Here is a 19,501-nt window from a genome sequence, read left to right on the forward strand (position 1 = left end):
TTTGGGATATTGCCCCTCTACAAGTTAGATTAGGATAATAATTAATTCTCTTACTGATTAGCTAATAGAAACAAATGGCTCTATCTAGTCAAACTAAAGAAACAATTCTTGTCGCAGATGACGAGGCAAGTATTAGAAGAATTTTGGAGACGCGCCTCTCCATGATTGGTTACAAAGTAGTAACTGCAAGTGATGGTAAAGAAGCATTAAAGTTATTTAAAGATTATGAGCCTGATTTAGTAGTACTTGACGTTATGATGCCAAAATTAGATGGCTATGGAGTTTGTCAAGAATTAAGGAAAGATTCTGATGTTCCCATTGTTATGTTAACTGCGTTAGGAGATGTTGCAGACAGGATAACAGGTTTAGAATTAGGTGCTGATGATTATGTTGTTAAACCATTTAGTCCTAAGGAATTAGAAGCTAGAATTAGATGTGTTTTAAGAAGAATTGACAAAGAACAAATTCCTGGAATGCCTAATTCAGGATTAATTTTAGTTACTGATATAAAAATTGATACAAATCGAAGACAAGTTTTTAAAAGCGATGAGAGAATTAGATTAACCGGTATGGAATTTAGTCTTTTAGAGCTTTTGGTAAGTAGGTCAGGTGAGCCTTTTAGTAGAGGAGAAATTTTGAAGGAAGTTTGGGGATATACACCTGAGAGACATGTAGATACGAGAGTAGTCGATGTCCATATATCAAGATTAAGATCAAAACTTGAGGCTGATCCAGCAAATCCTGAATTGATATTAACAGCGAGGGGCACAGGATATCTTTTTCAAAGAATTGTAGATATTACTCCTTTTGATGGTAAATAAATGGGGAAAGAAAGTGCACAAAAAATTAACAAGCCCAGAGCTATCAGAAGATTAGTTATCTGGTACAAAAGAAACACGGCTGTAACTTCATTAGTAGATACTGCTGCTAGTTCTGCGGTAACTGCTAGTAATGTTGCGGGTAATGTAGTTTCTAGTGCTGGCTCTGTCGTGAGCACAGCTAGTAATGTCGCGAGTAATGTTGCAGGTAATGTTGCAGGTAATGTGGTTTCAAGCGCTGAATCTGTTGTGAATACCGCCAGCAGTGTTGTTTCAAATGCTAGCTCAATAGCTAAAAATACATTACAGCCATTAGTTTTTGACCCATTAAAAAGATTACAAAATAACGATAATATTTTAGATAGGGTGGAAGAATCTCAATCTAAAAGAATTTGGATTGCTGTTGATGGTATGGGTGGAGATTATGCTCCTGGTCCAATTCTTGAGGGTTGCCTTGAAGCAATAAGTAGATTTCCAATAAATATAAAATTCGTAGGCAAAATTGAAACAGTTAAAGTTGCAGCAGAAAAAACAGGTTTAGCAGAATTGTTAGAAAATGCAGTTGATAATAATCGTCTTGAATTAATTGATAGTGGAGATCCTATTGGGATGAATGAAGAAGCTACTGCAGTTAGAAAAAGGAAAAATGCAAGTATAAATGTTGCAATGGATTTAGTAAAAAATAATAAAGCTGAAGCTGTTTATTCAGCGGGTAATTCAGGCGCCATGATGGCTTCTGCCATATTTAGAATTGGGCGATTGAAAGGGATTGATAGACCAGCCATAGGAGCATTATTTCCAACAAGGGATCAAACTCGCCCGGTATTAGTTTTAGATGTCGGTGCTAATACTGATTGTAAGCCATCTTATCTGCATCAATTTGCACTTCTAGGTAATATTTATGCAAAGGATGTCTTACAAGTAAAAAAACCAAGAATTGGTCTTTTAAATATTGGAGAAGAAGAATGTAAAGGTAATGATTTATCCCTAAAAACATATGAATTACTTTCCTCTGAAAAAAGTTTTGATTTTGGAGGTAACTGTGAAGGGAGAGATGTATTATCAGGTAGTTTCGACGTAGTAGTCTGTGATGGATTTACTGGAAATATATTATTGAAATTTCTTGAATCTGTGGGAGGAGTTTTATTAGATATTTTGAGATCTGAGCTACCTCGTGGAAGAAGGGGGAAAGTTGGTTCAGCTTTTTTAAGAAGTAATCTACTAAGAATTAAGAAAAGGTTAGATCATGCCGAACATGGAGGAGCTTTATTACTTGGGGTGAATGGTATTTGCGTTATTGGTCATGGAAGTAGCAAATCTTTATCAGTAGTTAGTGCTCTTCGCTTGGCCCACTCTGCAGTAAATCATGGTGTTATGGACAATTTAAATCAACTGCAAAAGCTTCAAGTTTTAAATTCATAAAACATATTGAGTCAAATTTATGTTTGACTAATATAAGTAACTAAAAAATTCTTTTGGAAGGAATAAATTTTAATCAGATTGGAGTGTCATTCAAGGGAAGTGGAAGTTATGTACCTGATCAAATCCTAACCAATCAAAAAATTAGTCAAAAGGTTGATACAAGCAATGAATGGATACAATCTAGAACTGGTATTTCTGAGAGAAGAATCTCGAGCGTAGAAGATAATGTTACTGAGATGGGCTATAAGGCTGCTCTAACTGCTATAGAAATGGCTAATTGGGATATTAAAACGATTGATTTGATTGTTTTAGCTACTTCTACTCCTCATGATTTATTTGGATCAGCTCCATCCATTCAAGCTAAATTAGGGGCAGCTAATGCTGTAGCTTTCGATTTAACTGCAGCTTGTAGTGGCTTTTTATTTGCCTTAATAACAGCCTCACAATTTTTAAAAGGGGGTAGTTTTAAAAGGGCTATTGTTATTGGAGCAGATCAATTATCAAGTTTTGTTGATTGGAATGATAGAAGAAGTTGTATTCTCTTTGGAGATGGTGCCGGTGCATTAGCAATTGAAGCCACAAATGAATTTGATAATTTTATAGGTTTTGATATGAGAACTGATGGGGGGAGGGGTTCTTTTCTTAATCTTCCATCAATAAATAATAAGGATTCAATAGTTGATGAAATTGACTTTTTAAGTGGAGGTTTTTCTCCAATTCAGATGAATGGTCAGGAAGTTTATAAATTCGCAGTTAAAGAAGTTCCCCTAATTCTTCAAAAGTTGTTGAAAAAAATGAAATATAATTCTGATCAAGTTGATTGGCTCTTGTTGCATCAAGCTAATCAAAGAATATTGGATTCTGTAGGAGAAAGGTTAAAAATTCCCAGAGAAAAGATTCTTAGCAATTTAGAAAAATATGGCAATACGTCAGCAGCAACAATTCCACTAATGATGGATGAGGCTGTAAGAGATTATAGAATTAAACAAAATGATATTATTGCTACAAGTGGTTTCGGTGCTGGGCTAAGTTGGGGTGCAGCCCTAATTAAATGGGGTTAAAAAAAGGAGCATTATGAAAGTTGCATGGGTATTCCCTGGACAGGGTTCGCAAAAAATTGGAATGGCAAAACAAATTGAAAATCTGCCGATCACAAAAGAGAGGTTTAGCTATGCTTCTGAGATATTTGAGAGAAATTTATTTGAAATTTGTGAATTAAATACTGAACCAACAAATCCTCTTCTTGATTTGAATTACACAAAAAATACACAAATTTGTCTTTTTTTAGTTGAATCAATTTTATTAGATGCATTAAAGGAAAATGGATTTAAACCAACTTATGTTGCGGGACACAGTCTTGGAGAAATCACTGCACTATATTGTTCGGATGTTTTTTCATTCGAAGATTGTGTTTCTCTTATAAAAGAAAGGTCTCAATTAATGGTCAATGCTGGTAAAGGATCTATGGCAGCAGTAATTGGTTTTGATAGAAATCAACTTGATTTATTAGTGCAAAAAATTGATGATATTGTAATTGCTAATGATAATAGCTCTTCCCAAGTTGTCTTATCAGGATCTACTGAAGCCTTAGATAATTTATCGAAAGAAATTGCTTGTAAAAGATTCTTGAAATTAAATGTTTCAGGAGCATTTCATTCACCATTTATGAATGAACCTTCATCAAAATTTTGTGAGTATTTAAAAAAGATTAAATTTAACAATCCTTCTTTCCCTGTGATAAGTAATTATGAACCTTCACTGTGTAGCGATCCAAACGAGCTTAAAATTAGATTAGAAAAGCAAATGTGTAATGGAGTGAGGTGGCGAGAAACTATGGATTTAATGGCAAAAGATAGTGATCTTCATATTGTCGAAATTGGCCCTTCTAATGTACTAAGTGGTTTAGCAAAAAGACATCTTAAAGATGTAAAAATTTCTCAAGTATCATCTTCTGATCAAATATCTTATTAATTTGTATGAAAAATCATACTATTCAAAAATTAATCTATGAATTAGTTAGCAAGCTTTTTGTATTTCCTATTTATAAATTTGTTTTTAAAGGTCATTTAATAGGTAGAGACAATATTCCGCAAAAAGATTCCTTTATCATGGTTTCTAATCATGGTTCTTTACTTGATCCTCCTTTATTAGGGCATGCCCTTGGACGTAATATATCTTTTATGGCCAAGGCAGAGCTTTTTAGAATCCCTTTCCTCGGCTTTATTATCAAGGCTTGTGGAGCGTATCCTGTAAGAAGAGGAATTGCTGATAAAAACACAATTAAAACAGCATGTAAGAAATTATCAGATGATAATTGTATTGGAATTTTTATTGATGGCACTCGTCAAAAAAATGGTCGAGTAAATAAGCCCAAACAAGGTGCAGCATTATTAGCCTTTAAAAATCAAAAATTATTATTGCCTGTTGCAATAGTTAATTCACATAGACTAATAAGATTTAGATATTTTATTCCTTTATTTTCAAAAATAGTTATTAAAGTGGGAAAACCTGTTCAACCTCCACAAAGTTCATCAAGAGATGATCTGAATTATGTAACAATGCATCTTCAAGATCAAATTAATTCTTTAATTGGATGAATATTTAGTTAATTGGAGAAAGAGGGTAAAGAGGCAAAACTTTTTTCCAGGAATCTATATTTGAATTTAATAAATTTTTATTAGATAAATCTAATAGTTCTCTTAAATCTTCTTTATCATCGTAAATAGCTTCAAAAAAAGGTTCTCTACTATCAAGATCTTTGACTACTTTTGGTAAAACTGTTTCTCGAATGACTAGATCCGAGGGATTGTTTTCGTTATGACAAATTTCATATTTACCAGCAATAACACCCTTTCGTTTTAATTTTTTGTAGATCCAGAATGATTTTTTGTTTATCAAGATATTATTTTTTGATGCAATTCTTTTTGCCATTATTTCAAATGAACTAAAACTGTCTAGAGGACAATTGATTTGTTGTGAGATAGTTCTTGCTAAAACTACAATAAGTCGAGAAGCATTAAAATTTGCAGGACCTACACTGACAGATAACCTATTTATTTCTTGTAAATTTTCTTTGGAAATGAAGTTGTTAAGATCATTTATTAAGATGTTGCAAAGGTCATTATCAAATTTTTTGATGAATAATTCATCAGATTCAGAATTACTGTTTTTTCTATACCCAAAGCCAAAAGAATTATCTGTGCTATGAATCACTAATGTAGAGAAATTTTCTCTTTGTTGAAGTTTATTTGTCATCTATTACCTTTAAACAGGTAATTCCATACCAGGGTTGCATTTAGACCATTTACCAAATTCATTTTCAAAACTTTCACAAGATTGAACATCCCAATCAGTTTTATAATCACCATTATTATCTTTAACTATATTGACATGAATGAATGGTTTTTTTGCTTTAAAATCAGGTAGATCACAAATATGATCAACACCATGATTATTTTCAACATCATGATATGTGATACATCTATCAACCCATTTACAGTTGATGCAAATGCACATAATTAATAAATAAAATGAAAAAGAGCTTTCACACAGATCATACACTAATAATTGATGAATTAGAAACAAGTATAAAAGTTCATAATTTGGATTTAATCTTAGGTTTTTTACCTACAGGATCATATTTGGTTGGTGGTTATATAAGAGATATTATTTTGGGAAGAAAAACTGAAAAGTTGGATGTTGATATTGTGGTACCTTTAAATGCAATTGAAATTGGTAAAAAGATTGCAGATAATATTAGATCAAAATTAATAATTTTAGATAAAAAAAGAGAAGTAGTAAGAATTATTCTTAACAATATTTATATTGATATTGCTAATCAAGTTTCATCTTCCATAGAAGGAGATTTATGTTCTAGAGATTTGTCGATTAATTCAATTGCTTTTTTATTTGATAAGAAGAGTTTGTTTGATCCATTAAATGGTCTTAAAGATCTTGAGATTTCTTTGCTTAGAACTCATTCTGAAAACAATTTATTAAATGATCCTTTACGAATTTTAAGATGTTTTCGATTTGTTTCAGAATTGAATTTTAAAATTGATTCAAGATTACTTGATTTTATAAAAAAAAATAAAAGGAACTTACATCTTGTCGCAAAAGAGAGAATTACTTATGAAATACAGAAAATAGTAAATGGTGCAAATGCTCTTGATGCAGTATTGTTGATAAAAAAATTAAATATATTTGATACTGAAAATTTATTTGAAGATTCTTTTTATTTGGATTTAGAGAAAATTAATTATGGAGAACTTGATCAGGAAGAACAAGATAAATATTTACCATCATTTTTTATTGCTCAAATCTTAGATGTTGTAACTTTAGAGAAACTGCAATTTAGTAAAGCTGATATTGCAAAAAATAAGTTATTGCGAAAATGGCACCTTCTCTTGAAAAACAAAAATATCGCTCAGTTAGATGAATTTGACAGATTTAAATTACATCAAGAATTAGAAATGTTTCTGCCATCTTTTATTTTTTATTTACCTGAAAACTTACAATTAGATTGGCTTCATAGATGGCGTGACAACGATGATAAATTATTTCATCCCTCAAACATAGTTAATGGTGATGTAATTAAAAAAAATTTGGAAATCAAGGATGGACCTATCTTGGGAGAGCTTTTACAGTATCTTTCTAAGGAACTTGCATATAAGAGATTGAATAATTTTGATGAAGCTATTTATAAAGCAAAGCGATGGATTGAACAAAATGCGCCAAAATGTGATTAAATACACATAGCTTAGTTTTGTTTAGAAGTTCAGACTTCAAAATCATTTTTAAAAATTTATGAGTATTCGCATTTACATTGGTAACTTACCACAAGGATTTAATCCAAAAGAATTTGATACACTTTTAAAGTCAGTTTCTGATTCGATTAGATTTAAAGCAGTTTTAGATAAGGAAACTAAGGAATGCAGGGGTTTTGGTTTTGCGACTTCTAATAATGAAGATAATGCTAATTTATTAATTCAAAAGTTAAATGGTTTTGAATTTAATGGTTCTAAATTAAGAGTAGAGCTATCAGAAAAGAAAGATTCTGCTTCAAATAAAAGAAATAGTGGAAAATTAAATAAGAATAAGAAGCGGAAAGACTTTAAGAAAATTGTTCACAGTGATGCACCTAACTTAGAAGCTCCTGATCCAAGATGGGCTGGAGAACTATCTAAATTAAAAGATTTGTTGGCTAATCAGAAGACTCCTGCTTAGTCATCTAATTCGAGAAATTAAAAAAGATATAGGAATTTCAAAAGCTTTTACTGAATTTTTTACATAAGCTCTATTATTAAAGACATCATAGTCTAGCCTTTCTATAGAATCTAATATTCCTCTGTAAAGTCGTAAGGATGTCCAAACAGGCCATCTTGCGTCAGAAGATAACCATTTGATTCCATCTTCAGATTTCTGGAACCAATCGCGAGCTCTATTTAATTGAAAGTTCATTAGTGCTTTCCATTGTTTGTTTATTTCACCTTTTAAAAGTTTTTCTTCAGAATAATTAAATTTTTCAATATCCTCTTGAGGAAGATAAATTCTACCTCTTTGCCTATCTTCGCCGACATCTCTCAATATATTCGTTAATTGATTAGCTATACCTAGAGCTATAGCGGCTTCTGAGGGGTCAGGTTTGGCACTCCATGGAGCGGATGTGTACGCACTATCAATTCCCATGACATTCTGAGTCATCAAACCAACTGTCCCTGCGACTCTATAACAATAGAGTTTTAATTCATCAAAATCTTTGTATCTAAATTTATTAAGATCCATTCTCTGGCCATCTATCATGTCTAGATAAGGTTGAATACTTTGTGGATATTTTTCGATGGTGTCTAGTAGAACGGCATCTAATTCGGATTTAATGTTGCCTTTAAAAACATTCTTTGTATTTTCTTCCCATTCGTTTAAATTTTCTGCTAGTTCATCTTGCGATTTAGTTGAAGCTTCTAAGCTATCCATTATTTCATCTGTTCTTCTACACCAAACATAAATAGCCCAAATGGCTTTTCTTTTCTCTACAGGTAGCAGAAGCGTTCCCAAGTAAAAGGTTTTAGCCCATTTTTGGGTTTCTTTTCGGCATATCTCGTATGCTTGATCTAGTTGAGAAATTGAATTTTTCAAAAAGTTTTAGATGAATTTTAAATTACTGGGATGAAAATCTCATGCAGAAACATTTTGAGGAATTTTGGAGTACTCCTTATTAATTGATTCTGCGCATAATTTACCACTTAAAACAGCACCCTCCATTGATGCTAAATATTTTTGCATAGTATAATCACCTGCTAAAAAGAAGTTTTTAATAGGCGATTTTTGACTAGGTCTGAACTCTTGGCATCCAGGAACTGCTTTATAAACAGATCTTGGAGTTTTGACTACTTTATATTTTCGTAAGTTTGTTTTATCGTCTCCCATGAAATGAGTTGGGAATAATTTTTTAAGTTCCTCCATAGTTGCATTAACAATATCCTGCTCACTCCTATTTATCCAATCTTTTGCTGGTGCAAAAACCAACTCAAGCATTGATCTATTTGGATCTTCATATTCTTTGCAGGTAATACTCATATCTGCATAAACGCTGAGCAGTGGTGATCTGCTAAATAATAAATGATCAATATCTGTTAATTTTTTGTCAAACCATAAATGGATATTAATGACTGGCACACCATTTAAGCCATCTAATTTTGAAAAAGCATCTAACCCTTTCCATTGTTTTGGGATCATTAATTTAAAGAGATCTACAGGCATTGCACTTACATAAGCATCAGCCGTTAGCTCTTTCTTTTCGTTTTTATCTAAGGAGGCAACAGTAAAACTTTTAACAGTGCTGTCTTCATTAAGATTGATTTCCCTTAATGGACTATTCATGTGAACTTCACCACCACGAGCAGTAATATAATCAACAATTGGTTGACATAGTCTTTCTGGAGGAGCTCCGTCAAGAAATGCCATTTTAGAACCATTTTTTTCTTGTAGAAATCTGTTTAATGCTGTTAGTAAAACTGTAGATGATATTTCATCCGGTCCAATGAAATTAAGAGCTTTACTCATCGCTATAAATACTTCATCATTAACTCTTTCCGGTATATTGTGCTCTTTTAGCCAATCTGTCCATGATTTTGTATCACATTTATCTAAGTACTTTTGTCCTCTCAACATTGCAGGCACTAAACCTAACCCAAAAAGAATCTTTTCATTCCATGAAAGCATATCATTATTGCTTAGTATTGCTGATACACCATTAACTGGCGCGGGTATATCGGGAAAATCAAATCTGCTGTAAGTTCCGGGCTCTGATGGCTGATTAAAAATCATTGAATGACTTTTCCATTGGAGTCTATCTTCAATATCCAGTTCCTTAAAAAGTTGCAACATATTTGGGTAGGCTCCAAAAAATATATGTAACCCAGTTTCATACCAATCTCCATCTTCATCTTTCCATGCGGCAACTTTACCGCCTAAAACATCTCTAGCTTCAAGTACGATAGGGATGTGTCCATTATCGACTAAATATTTAGCACAAGATAAACCTGCTAAACCTGCACCAGCAATTACAACACGCATTATTAAATCAAGAAATAAATTAACACTTACTAATAAGCTACATTAAAGTTAGAACATAATAGTTTTTTTCGTTGATTATTTCTTAAAATTATGGAAAAAATGCTTTTAAAATCGACTACTAGGCATGTAAGAATTTTTACTGCCGAAGTGGTAGATGAAGAATTAAAGTTTCATCCCAATAAACTAACTCTTGATTTAGATCCTGATAACGAATTTATTTGGAACGAAGATTCTCTAAATAAAATAAATGAAAAATTCAATGAATTAATAAAAGAGAGAGCAGGAAAGGATTTAGATGATTATGAACTTCGAAAAATAGGATCAGAAATTGAAGGTTTGATTAAATTTTTGCTTCAAAATGGTCAGCTTAGCTATAACCCTGATTGTAGAGTAATGAATTATTCAATGGGTTTACCAAAGACAAATGAAGTGCTGTGAATAGATCATTCTCAAATAGAAGGCCAAGAAGAGGCTCAAATAGAAGTTATTATTCACCAAATCCAAGGGACATTGATCCGTATGGTCAAAGAAATAATAGATTGCCTGCTTCTTCTGAACAAAAGATCAATTTTAGTACAGGAACCATAGCAGTCCTTGCTGGAGTATTAATTTTAGGAGTTGGTATCGGGAGCGCTATTACCAGCACAACTGATGGCGGGCAGGGAAATATAGCAAGTCAACAACAATTAGATATGGCTGTTCCAGATCCTGAATTTTGCAGACAATGGGGTGCTAGTGCTTTTGTAATTGATGTTGAAATGTATACGACTCTAAATCCATCTACGAGTTTTGTAACGCAACCAGCTCTTCAGCCGGGTTGTGTTATTAGAAGAGAGAATTGGACAGTTTTACAAAAACAGGGTGCAATTAGTAATGAAGATGTAAGAGAATGTAAGCAAAGGATGAATACTTTTGCTTATATTGGTTCTATCAGAGATAAGCCAATAGTTAAGTGCGTTTATCAGACTGATGTAAATGAAAATAAATTTATAATAAAAGGCGATGGACAAGCCGAAGACGGAGGAGTAGGTATTAATAAAGAAGCAATTCAGTTTTGAAAAATTATATATGCCTTAAAGGGCTTTCTAAACTAGCAAATTGTGGCAGAATATTTTTTTTAAATACTTCTGATGCTCTTGACGTATATCTTGACGGATTAGTAATTAATTTAAGTTCTCTTTTAACTTCTAAGTCAGCTACGAATGCTTTGTGGATTGTTCCAGCTGATAATTCTCTTTCAATGGAAACCACAGGCAAAAAGGAAGCTCCTAAACCTGATTGAACTGCATTCTTGATTGCTTCAAGAGAGTTAAGTTCCATCTCAATTTTTAATCTTTGAATATCAAGCCCAGAATCTTGAAGAAGTTTATCAACAACTTTTCTTGTTGTAGATTGTGAGTCTAACGTTACAAAATTTAATTTGTATAAGTCTTCTTTTAGAAGCTCTTTTTTGGTCGAAAGTGGATGTTTAGATGGTAAAACTAATGCCAATTCATCAGTGGCATATGGGATGACTTGTAGCAAATTTTCCAAATCTCCAGGTAATTGCCCGCCAATAATGGCTAAGTCAATTTGTCCATTGGCCACACTCCAACCAGTTCTTCTTGTACTATGAACTTGAAGTTGAACAGATACATCAGGGTATTTTTGTCTGAACAGTCCTATCATTCTCGGCATTAAATAGGTACCCGTTGTTTGGCTCGCTCCAATGACAAGTGTGCCACCTTTTAAGCTATTTAAATCTTCAATAGCTTTGCAAGCTTCGTCGCATTGATTCAAAATTCGTTCACAATATTCAAGTAATAGTCTCCCTCCTTCAGTCAATAGAGCCTTCCTACCACCTCTGTCGAAAATTGTGATTTCCAGTTGTTTTTCTAAATTTTGTATTTGTAAACTTACGGCAGGTTGGGTTACATATAAGAGATCTGCTGCTTTTTTAAAGCTTCCTTGCGCTGCTATAGCTTTTAATATTCTTAATTGGTCGAGTGTAAATGGTAATTCTGGCATCTATTATGCCTACAATTTCTTATAATTCTAATGCTTAGGAGCATTCTTGTTAAGAACAAAAATTATTTGAACAATTTAAATATATGGAGACTCATAAAACTTCGCTTATCATTTTAATTTTAATTTTGATTTTTGCGGTTATTCATAGTGGCGGAGCTGCTTTAAGAATCAAAGCAGAATCTATTATGGGTCCAAGATTATGGCGGTTATGTTTTGTTTTTCTAAGTTTGCCATCTGCAATTATCTTGATTAGTTATTTTTTGGCTCATAGATATGACGGAATCAGATTATGGAATTTACAGGGCAATAATTTTGTTTTTATGGTCGTTTGGGTCTTAACTGCAATAAGTTTTTTATTTTTATATCCCGCTACTTACAATTTGCTAGAAATTCCATCCGTTTTAAAACCTAAAGTACGAATCTATGGAACTGGGATAATGCGAATCACAAGACATCCACAAGCATTTGGTCAGATAATTTGGTGTTTTGCACATACTTTATGGATTGGCACATCATTCACATTAGTAACTTCTATTGGCTTAGTTTTGCATCACCTTTTTGCAATCTGGCATGGCGATAAGAGATTAGCATATAGATTTGGAGAAGAATTTGAAAATTTTAAAAAAAATACTTCCATAATTCCTTTCTTGGCGATATTTGAGGGGAGGCAAGAATTTAAGATTAAAGAATTTTTTAGGTTATCTCAAGTTGGCATATTAATTGCAATAGGCGTACTTTGGTGGTCTCATCAATATATAAATATTGCTGTTAAAACATTTAATTCATCATTTTTGTCTGAATTTTTCAATTGACAGTTTAAAATCAAAATATAAATTCTTTAAAAAATGCCACAAGCTTCAGAAATTGCCTGGTTAATCCCCGTTTTTCCACTAATTGGAGCAGTGCTTTCTGGCTTAGGACTAATAAGCATTAACAAGAAAATTAATAATTCAAGAGAAATAGTTTCTGTAGGTCTGATTTCTTTCGTTGGGATTTCTGCGGTAATTAGTTATAAAGCTTTAATTGAACAAGTTAATGGTTATCAATCAGTAGAAAAATTATTTGTATGGGCCAATGCAGGGGATTTTACAATTCCAATGGGATTTGTCCTTGATCCTTTGGGGAGTGTAATGCTTGCGTTAGTAACTACAATAACTTTGCTGGTAATGATTTACTCTCATGGTTACATGGCGCATGACAAAGGATATGTCAGATTTTTTACATATTTAGCATTATTTAGTAGTTCAATGATGGGATTGATAGTTAGTCCGAATTTATTAGAAATTTATGTTTTTTGGGAATTGGTTGGGATGTGTTCTTACTTATTAGTTGGTTTTTGGTACGACAGGGATGGCGCTGCACACGCTGCACAAAAAGCATTTGTTGTTAATAGAGTGGGAGATTTTGGTTTATTACTAGGAATTCTTGGCCTATTTTGGGCTACAAATAGTTTTGATTTTAATGAAATAGCTACTGGAATTTCTCAATCGATATCTGACCATTCGATACCTATTTGGGCTGCTTTATTACTTTGTTTTTTAGTTTTTTTAGGGCCAATGGCTAAATCCGCTCAGTTTCCTCTTCATGTGTGGTTGCCTGATGCGATGGAAGGTCCTACACCCATTTCTGCACTTATCCATGCTGCAACAATGGTTGCAGCAGGAATCTTTCTTGTAGCAAGACTTCAACCTTTGTATTCAATATTCCCCTCTATTCAGTTCATTATTGCTTTAGTTGGTACCATTACTTGTTTTTTAGGAGCCTCTATAGCTTTGACACAAATGGATTTAAAAAAAGGTTTAGCATATAGCACAGTTTCTCAGCTTGGGTATATGATGCTCGCAATGGGTTGTGGAGCACCAGTTGCAGGAATTTTTCATTTAGTAACTCATGCTTGCTTTAAAGCAATGCTATTTTTGGGATCTGGTTCAGTAATACATGCTATGGAAGAAGTAGTTGGTCATCAGCCTGTATTAGCTCAAGATATGAGATTAATGGGCGGTTTAAGAAAAAAAATGCCATACACATCAACAACATTTTTAATAGGTTGTGTAGCAATTAGTGGAATTCCCCCACTGGCAGGTTTTTGGAGTAAAGACGAGATACTCGGAAATGCTTTTATATCATTTCCAGCTTTTTGGTTCGTAGGACTTTTAACAGCTGGTATGACTGCTTTTTATATGTTTAGGCTTTATTTCTTGACATTTGAAGGAGATTTCAGAGGGGATAATAAAGAATTGCAAAAACAGCTTCTAATAGCCTCTAAAACAAACCTAGATGAAGAAAATGAAGAAGAGCATGAAGAACATGGCTCTATCCATGAGTCACCCTGGTCAATGACATTTCCCTTAGTATTTCTAGCTGTACCGTCGGTAATAATTGGTTTTATGGGACTTCCATGGGATAGCAAAATTGCAAATTTACTAGATCCTGAAGAAGCAGAGACTGCTGCAAAAGCCTTCGAATTTAAAGAATTTTTGCCTTTAGCAATTGCCTCGGTACTTATCGCATCAGCTGGCATCATTATTGCTTATCAGGCATATTTTGTGAAAAAAATTAATTTATCAGTTTTATTTGCCGAAAAGTTTCCTAGCATTAATCGATTTTTATCCAACAAATGGTATCTAGATGATATTAATGAAAAACTTTTTGTTAAGGGTAGTAGGAAACTTGCTAAAGAAGTTTTAGAGGTTGATTCTAAGGTTGTTGATGGCGTCGTTAATCTTACTGGACTTGTAACTTTAGGAAGTGGAGAAGGTTTAAAATATTTTGAGACTGGTAGGGCTCAATTTTATGCGCTTATTGTTTTTGGAGGAGTCATTTTACTAGTTGCTATATTTGGTTTTCAATCTCCTTAAGTATCATAATTACAATTGTGTGTCTTCACTGTCCATTGGGGTGAAAAAATACAGAAAATTTCTAGACTTTATTTAAGATAAATTTCTTATTAAATTGAGTACTTATTTTTATACACATTTTGCGACACAAATGTTGGGAACTTTGGGCGCTGGATTGTCTAATTTTCCTTGGTTATCTGCTTCAATTTTATTCCCAATTGGTAGTGCATTTGTGATACCTTTTTTTCCAGATAAAGGGGATGGCAAAGAGGTGAGATGGTTTGCATTGTCTATTGCATTAATTACTTTTTTAATAACTGTAGGTTCATACATAAATGGCTTTGATATTAGTAATGAAAATGTTCAACTTAAAGAAAATATTAGTTGGCTCCCTGATTTAGGTCTTACTTGGTCTGTTGGCGCTGATGGTATGTCTATGCCGTTAATATTATTGACTAGTTTTATAACTGCTTTAGCAGTTCTTGCTGCATGGCCAGTAAAGTTCAAACCAAAGTTATTTTTCTTTTTAATATTGGTTATGGATGGTGGGCAAATCGCTGTGTTTGCCGTACAAGATATGCTTTTATTCTTTCTAACTTGGGAACTTGAGTTAATTCCTGTTTATTTATTACTCGCTATATGGGGTGGCAAAAATCGACAATATGCTGCGACAAAATTCATTATCTATACAGCTGGTAGTTCTATCTTTATTCTTCTTGCCGCGTTAGCAATGGGTTTCTATGGTACAGAAATTCCTAACTTTGAGTTTTCTCACTTGGCAGCTCAAGATTTTAGTCAAAAATTCCAAATTTTATGCTATGTAGGGCTTTTAATTGCATTTGGTGTGAAACTTCCAATAGTACCCCTGCATACTTGGCTTCCAGATGCTCATGGAGAGGCTACAGCTCCAGTTCATATGCTTCTAGCGGGAATTTTATTAAAGATGGGAGGATATGCTCTTTTAAGATTTAATGCACAATTATTACCCGTCGCTCATGCTCAATTTGCTCCATTATTGATAGTTCTAGGGGTAGTCAATATCATTTATGCTGCATTAACTTCTTTTGCTCAAAGAAATCTTAAAAGAAAAATTGCATATAGTTCGATAAGTCATATGGGTTTCGTTCTTATTGGAATAGGCAGTTTCAGTAGCCTTGGAACAAGTGGAGCTATGCTGCAAATGGTTAGTCATGGATTAATCGGTGCAAGTTTATTTTTTCTTGTTGGTGCTACCTATGACAGAACAAAAACTCTTAAACTTGATGAAATGAGTGGTGTAGGACAAAAAATGAGAATCATGTTTGCCTTATGGACTGCTTGCTCATTGGCTTCTCTTGCTTTGCCTGGTATGAGCGGATTTGTTTCCGAATTGATGGTTTTTACAGGATTTGTTACTGATGAAGTGTATACTCTTCCTTTTAGGGTAGTGATGGCTTCTTTAGCAGCTATCGGTGTAATACTTACTCCTATTTATCTACTTTCAATGTTACGAGAAATTTTCTTTGGTAAAGAAAATCCTAAATTAATAGAAGAACGAAAACTCATAGATGCAGAGCCAAGGGAAGTTTATATTATTGCCTGTTTACTTTTACCGATTATTGGAATAGGTTTATACCCAAGATTAGTTACTGAAAGTTATATTGCATCTATCAATAATTTAGTCGATAGAGATTTAACTGCCATTAAAAGTGCTGCTAAAGCAAATATTTTTTCAGGAACTAAAAAAAATGATATCCTAAAAGCTCCAACAATATAATTTTTTAAATTAATGCAATATTGTTTGGCATTAAATAAATTAAAAGATATCTTGTGAGTAGATTTTATCTATTTTAAAATAACTTATTTCAATCCTATTGATAGGCAACAATTAGGCCCTAGATTGTTGATTAAGTTTCTTCAAGATGCCGCAGGTAAAGGTGAGCTTGATCCATGGGATATTGATGTAATAAGTGTAATTGATAGTTTTTTAGAGCAATACACTTATACTTTTAATCAATCTTCAAATAGTCAAATCTCATATCAGAAGGATTTAGCCGAGACCAGCGAAGCATTTTTTGCGGCTTCCGTACTAGTTAATCTTAAGGCTGAGGTTTTGGAAGCTGATGTTTTTAAAGAGAATTCTTCAGACTTTGAAGATGAATTTGATTTGGATGATCAAGATTGGATAGATAAAGAATTTGACGTCCCAAAATATCCTGAAAAATATCTAAGAAGAAGATCAATTGCCCAACCAATTCTTAAACGTACAACAACGTTGGGAGAACTTGTAAGTCAGTTAGAGTCCATAGCAGAAGTTATAGAAACCCAAGATCTTCTGCTTATGAAGAGAAAAAGAAATAAAAAATATTCTGATAAGGCTTTAATTTCTCAAGTAAAATCTTTAGCACATCGCGAGAAACTTCCAGAAACAACTAAAGCATTGGGGAAATTTATCGACGGATGGGAAAAAGCATTACAATGGACAGACTTTGAATATTTAGTCAAAAAATGGCAAACAGTTGTAAAAAATGACTTAGATAAAGATCGTTTGGGAGTTTTTTGGGCTTTGTTATTTTTATCATCTGAAAACAAAATTGAAATCAAACAAATTAATTCCTTGTATGGTCCAATTCAAATTAAAAGAATAATACCTGATGGTGGCTTAGCTCAACTGCCTATAGAAAATCTTGAGGTAAGTAATGTCTCTTCCTCGGCTGCTTAGAAGCTTAATAGTAATAACGTATAATTTTAAAAAATGGTTTTGAATTTATGAAGGCAATGATACTTGCGGCAGGTAAAGGTACACGTGTTCAGCCTATTACTCATGTTATTCCGAAACCGATGATTCCGATTTTACAAAAACCCGTTATGGAGTTTCTCTTGGAACTTTTAAGAGAACATAACTTTAAGGAAATAATGGTAAATGTTTCTCATCTCGCTGAAGAAATTGAAAATTATTTTAGAGATGGGCAAAGATTTGGAGTAGAAATTGCTTATAGTTTTGAGGGAAGAATTGAAGACGGGGAACTAATAGGTGATGCTTTGGGATCTGCAGGAGGATTAAAAAAAATTCAGGATTTTCAAAATTTCTTTGATGAAACTTTTGTTGTGTTATGTGGTGATGCTTTAGTTGATTTAGATTTAACTCAAGCTGTTAAAAAACATAAGCAGAAAGGAGCGATTGCGAGCTTGATAACAAAGAAGGTAACTAAAGATCAAGTATCAAGTTACGGTGTTGTAGTGTCTGATGAAAATGGGAGGATAAAGGCTTTTCAGGAAAAGCCAACAGTTGATCAAGCTTTAAGTGACTCTATAAATACAGGAATTTATCTTTTCGAACCCGAAATTTTTAATTACATACCTTCAGCAGAGAAATTTGATATTGGAGCTGATCTTTTCCCTAAACTTGTTGAAATGGATTTACCATTTTTTGCATTACCAATGGATTTTGAATGGGTAGATATTGGAAAAGTTCCTGATTATTGGACTGCCATCAGAAATGTATTACTAGGTAAGGTAAGACAAGTACAAATACCAGGTAAGGAAATAAAACCCGGAGTTTTTACTGGCTTGAATGTAGCGGCTAACTGGGAAAAGGTTAATATTACCGGGCCGGTTTATATAGGAGGTATGACTAGGATCGAGGATGGAGCAACTATTATTGGCCCTTCCATGATTGGACCAAGTTGTTGCATTTGCGAGGGCGCAACTATAGATAACTCAATTATTTTTGATTATTCTAAAATTGGTAAAGGTGTAAGACTTATGGATAAGTTAGTGTTTGGTAAATATTGTGTTGGGAAAAATGGAGATCATTTTGATTTGCAAGATGCATCTTTAGATTGGTTAATAGCTGATTCAAGAAGATCTGATTTGACTGAGCCATCGCCTCAACAGAAAGCTATGGCAGAATTATTAGGTACTGATTTGATTAATATTCCAGACTAAGATTAGCTTTTTCAATAATCTCGGGAATTAAGTGCTCTGCTTTTACGGCCATTAAATGAACACCATTTGCGATATTCATAAAATCATGAGCTTGTTCAGCTGCAATTTTAATGCCTTCTTGTAATGGCTCTTTAGCATCTTTAAGACGCTTTAAGATATTTTCTGGGATGTTTGCACCTGGAACGTATTTGTTTATAAAGAGAGCGTTTTTGTAAGACTTCAATAGGAATACTCCTGCAATTACGGGAATTTCAAGAGGCTTGCTAATTTTTTCACAAAACTCTATCAAATTTTCTTTTTCCATAACCATTTGAGTTTGTATAAATCCAGCTCCAGCCTCTTTTTTCTTTCTCATTCTATTTTCGAGACTTCTTTTATTTCTGCAATTTGGATCAGCAGCAGCACCTGCAAAAATAAATGTTTTTTTATCGCAAAGTTCTCCTAGGGTAGGATCAATTCCTTTATTGAAAGCCTGAATTTGTTGAAGTAATCTAACAGACTCAAACTCATGTACGGCCTTGGCATTTTGTTGATCCCCAGCTTTTACTGAATCACCGGTAATGCATAAGATGTTTCTAATTCCTAAAGCATTTGCTCCAAGAATGTCTGATTGTAAAGCAATTTTATTACGATCTCTGCAAGAAATTTGCATTACTGGTTCTATGCCATTTTCCAGTAATAGTTTAGACATTGCCAAGCTGCACATTCTCATTACAGCTCTACTTCCATCGGTAATGTTAACAGCATGTACCTTATCTTTCAAAAGTTGTGCTATCTTAAGAGATCTTATGGGGCTTCCACCTCTTGGCGGCATTAACTCTGCCGTTATTACCTTAGATTTTTTTTCTAAAGTCTTCTGAAGTTTTGATTTCAATTGCTTTTGTTTCCTAGTTGGTTAACAAGTGTACTGAGATT

At 33.3% G+C, this 19,501-nt stretch carries 20 protein-coding genes; 14 read left to right on the top strand and 6 right to left on the bottom strand.

Going from position 1 to position 19,501, the window contains the following annotated elements:
• The first annotated feature begins 74 nt into the window (after positions 1-74).
• From rpaB to A9601_RS09865, 5 genes are read left to right on the top strand one after another with little or no spacing between them, the layout of a single operon-like run.
• Positions 75-821, top strand: a complete 747-nt coding sequence (gene rpaB / locus A9601_RS09845; protein ID WP_011817626.1) for a response regulator transcription factor RpaB — start codon at positions 75-77, stop codon at positions 819-821.
• Complete coding sequence (gene plsX, locus A9601_RS09850; RefSeq protein WP_011817627.1) at positions 822-2,240, top strand: phosphate acyltransferase PlsX; 1,419 nt, start codon at positions 822-824, stop codon at positions 2,238-2,240.
• A 53-nt stretch (positions 2,241-2,293) separates the two neighbouring features.
• On the top strand, positions 2,294-3,301 hold the full coding sequence (locus A9601_RS09855) for a beta-ketoacyl-ACP synthase III (RefSeq protein ID WP_011817628.1): 1,008 nt from the start codon (positions 2,294-2,296) through the stop codon (positions 3,299-3,301).
• Positions 3,302-3,314: 13 nt separating this feature from the next.
• The gene (gene fabD / locus A9601_RS09860; protein ID WP_011817629.1) at positions 3,315-4,211 is read left to right on the top strand and encodes an ACP S-malonyltransferase; all 897 of its coding nucleotides are present in this window, start codon (positions 3,315-3,317) and stop codon (positions 4,209-4,211) included.
• Positions 4,212-4,216: 5 nt separating this feature from the next.
• Positions 4,217-4,837 carry a lysophospholipid acyltransferase family protein gene (locus tag A9601_RS09865; RefSeq protein WP_011817630.1) on the top strand — a complete coding sequence of 207 codons (621 nt, stop codon included), beginning with the start codon at positions 4,217-4,219 and terminating at the stop codon, positions 4,835-4,837.
• 4 nt (positions 4,838-4,841) lie between these two features.
• Here A9601_RS09865 and A9601_RS09870 read toward each other — a convergent pair whose 3' ends face one another.
• Positions 4,842-5,495, bottom strand: coding sequence for a molecular chaperone (locus A9601_RS09870; RefSeq protein ID WP_011817631.1), 654 nt, complete (start codon positions 5,493-5,495; stop codon positions 4,842-4,844).
• Between the two features lie 9 nt (positions 5,496-5,504).
• On the bottom strand, positions 5,505-5,756 hold the full coding sequence (locus tag A9601_RS09875) for a Ycf34 family protein (protein ID WP_011817632.1): 252 nt from the start codon (positions 5,754-5,756) through the stop codon (positions 5,505-5,507).
• Between the two features lie 14 nt (positions 5,757-5,770).
• On the opposite strand from A9601_RS09875, the gene A9601_RS09880 reads away from it, so the two are divergent.
• Positions 5,771-6,988, top strand: coding sequence for a CCA tRNA nucleotidyltransferase (locus A9601_RS09880; protein ID WP_011817633.1), 1,218 nt, complete (start codon positions 5,771-5,773; stop codon positions 6,986-6,988).
• 58 nt (positions 6,989-7,046) lie between these two features.
• The gene (locus A9601_RS09885; RefSeq protein WP_011817634.1) at positions 7,047-7,466 is read left to right on the top strand and encodes an RNA recognition motif domain-containing protein; all 420 of its coding nucleotides are present in this window, start codon (positions 7,047-7,049) and stop codon (positions 7,464-7,466) included.
• Here A9601_RS09885 and A9601_RS09890 read toward each other — a convergent pair whose 3' ends face one another.
• Both A9601_RS09890 and pds read right to left on the bottom strand, forming a co-directional pair.
• A complete protein-coding gene (locus A9601_RS09890; RefSeq protein ID WP_011817635.1) occupies positions 7,467-8,375 on the bottom strand; it encodes a phytoene synthase in 909 nt (302 codons plus the stop codon).
• 39 nt (positions 8,376-8,414) lie between these two features.
• Positions 8,415-9,815, bottom strand: coding sequence for a 15-cis-phytoene desaturase (gene pds / locus A9601_RS09895; RefSeq protein ID WP_011817636.1), 1,401 nt, complete (start codon positions 9,813-9,815; stop codon positions 8,415-8,417).
• Between the two features lie 90 nt (positions 9,816-9,905).
• Between pds and ndhM the strand changes: the two genes are divergently transcribed.
• The gene (ndhM, locus tag A9601_RS09900) at positions 9,906-10,253 is read left to right on the top strand and encodes an NAD(P)H-quinone oxidoreductase subunit M (protein ID WP_011817637.1); all 348 of its coding nucleotides are present in this window, start codon (positions 9,906-9,908) and stop codon (positions 10,251-10,253) included.
• Positions 10,250-10,873: a DUF3172 domain-containing protein gene (locus tag A9601_RS09905; protein WP_011817638.1), complete on the top strand. Its 624-nt coding sequence runs from the start codon at positions 10,250-10,252 to the stop codon at positions 10,871-10,873. The genes ndhM and A9601_RS09905 overlap by 4 nt, the downstream gene beginning before the upstream one ends.
• Before the next feature lie 4 nt (positions 10,874-10,877).
• Here A9601_RS09905 and A9601_RS09910 read toward each other — a convergent pair whose 3' ends face one another.
• Positions 10,878-11,822, bottom strand: coding sequence for a LysR family transcriptional regulator (locus A9601_RS09910; RefSeq protein ID WP_011817639.1), 945 nt, complete (start codon positions 11,820-11,822; stop codon positions 10,878-10,880).
• Positions 11,823-11,905: 83 nt separating this feature from the next.
• Between A9601_RS09910 and A9601_RS09915 the strand changes: the two genes are divergently transcribed.
• From A9601_RS09915 to A9601_RS09935, 5 genes are all read left to right on the top strand, one after another.
• Positions 11,906-12,634 (top strand): NnrU family protein, encoded by a 729-nt coding sequence (locus A9601_RS09915; RefSeq protein ID WP_011817640.1) that lies wholly within the window; start codon positions 11,906-11,908, stop codon positions 12,632-12,634.
• 33 nt (positions 12,635-12,667) lie between these two features.
• On the top strand, positions 12,668-14,680 hold the full coding sequence (locus tag A9601_RS09920) for an NAD(P)H-quinone oxidoreductase subunit 5 (protein ID WP_011817641.1): 2,013 nt from the start codon (positions 12,668-12,670) through the stop codon (positions 14,678-14,680).
• A 130-nt stretch (positions 14,681-14,810) separates the two neighbouring features.
• Positions 14,811-16,415, top strand: coding sequence for an NAD(P)H-quinone oxidoreductase subunit 4 (locus A9601_RS09925; protein ID WP_011817642.1), 1,605 nt, complete (start codon positions 14,811-14,813; stop codon positions 16,413-16,415).
• A gap of 123 nt (positions 16,416-16,538) precedes the next feature.
• Entirely contained in the window at positions 16,539-17,360 is an 822-nt protein-coding gene (locus tag A9601_RS09930) for a segregation/condensation protein A (RefSeq protein ID WP_011817643.1), read from the top strand.
• A gap of 47 nt (positions 17,361-17,407) precedes the next feature.
• Positions 17,408-18,586, top strand: coding sequence for a nucleotidyltransferase family protein (locus A9601_RS09935; protein WP_011817644.1), 1,179 nt, complete (start codon positions 17,408-17,410; stop codon positions 18,584-18,586).
• Here A9601_RS09935 and A9601_RS09940 read toward each other — a convergent pair.
• A complete protein-coding gene (locus A9601_RS09940; RefSeq protein WP_011817645.1) occupies positions 18,570-19,460 on the bottom strand; it encodes a methylenetetrahydrofolate reductase in 891 nt (296 codons plus the stop codon). The two genes, A9601_RS09935 and A9601_RS09940, sit on opposite strands and share 17 nt — an antisense overlap.
• Positions 19,461-19,501: the final 41 nt, after the last annotated feature.

Origin of the sequence: Prochlorococcus marinus str. AS9601 (assembly GCF_000015645.1) — a bacterium.
GTDB lineage: Bacteria > Cyanobacteriota > Cyanobacteriia > PCC-6307 > Cyanobiaceae > Prochlorococcus_A > Prochlorococcus_A marinus_O.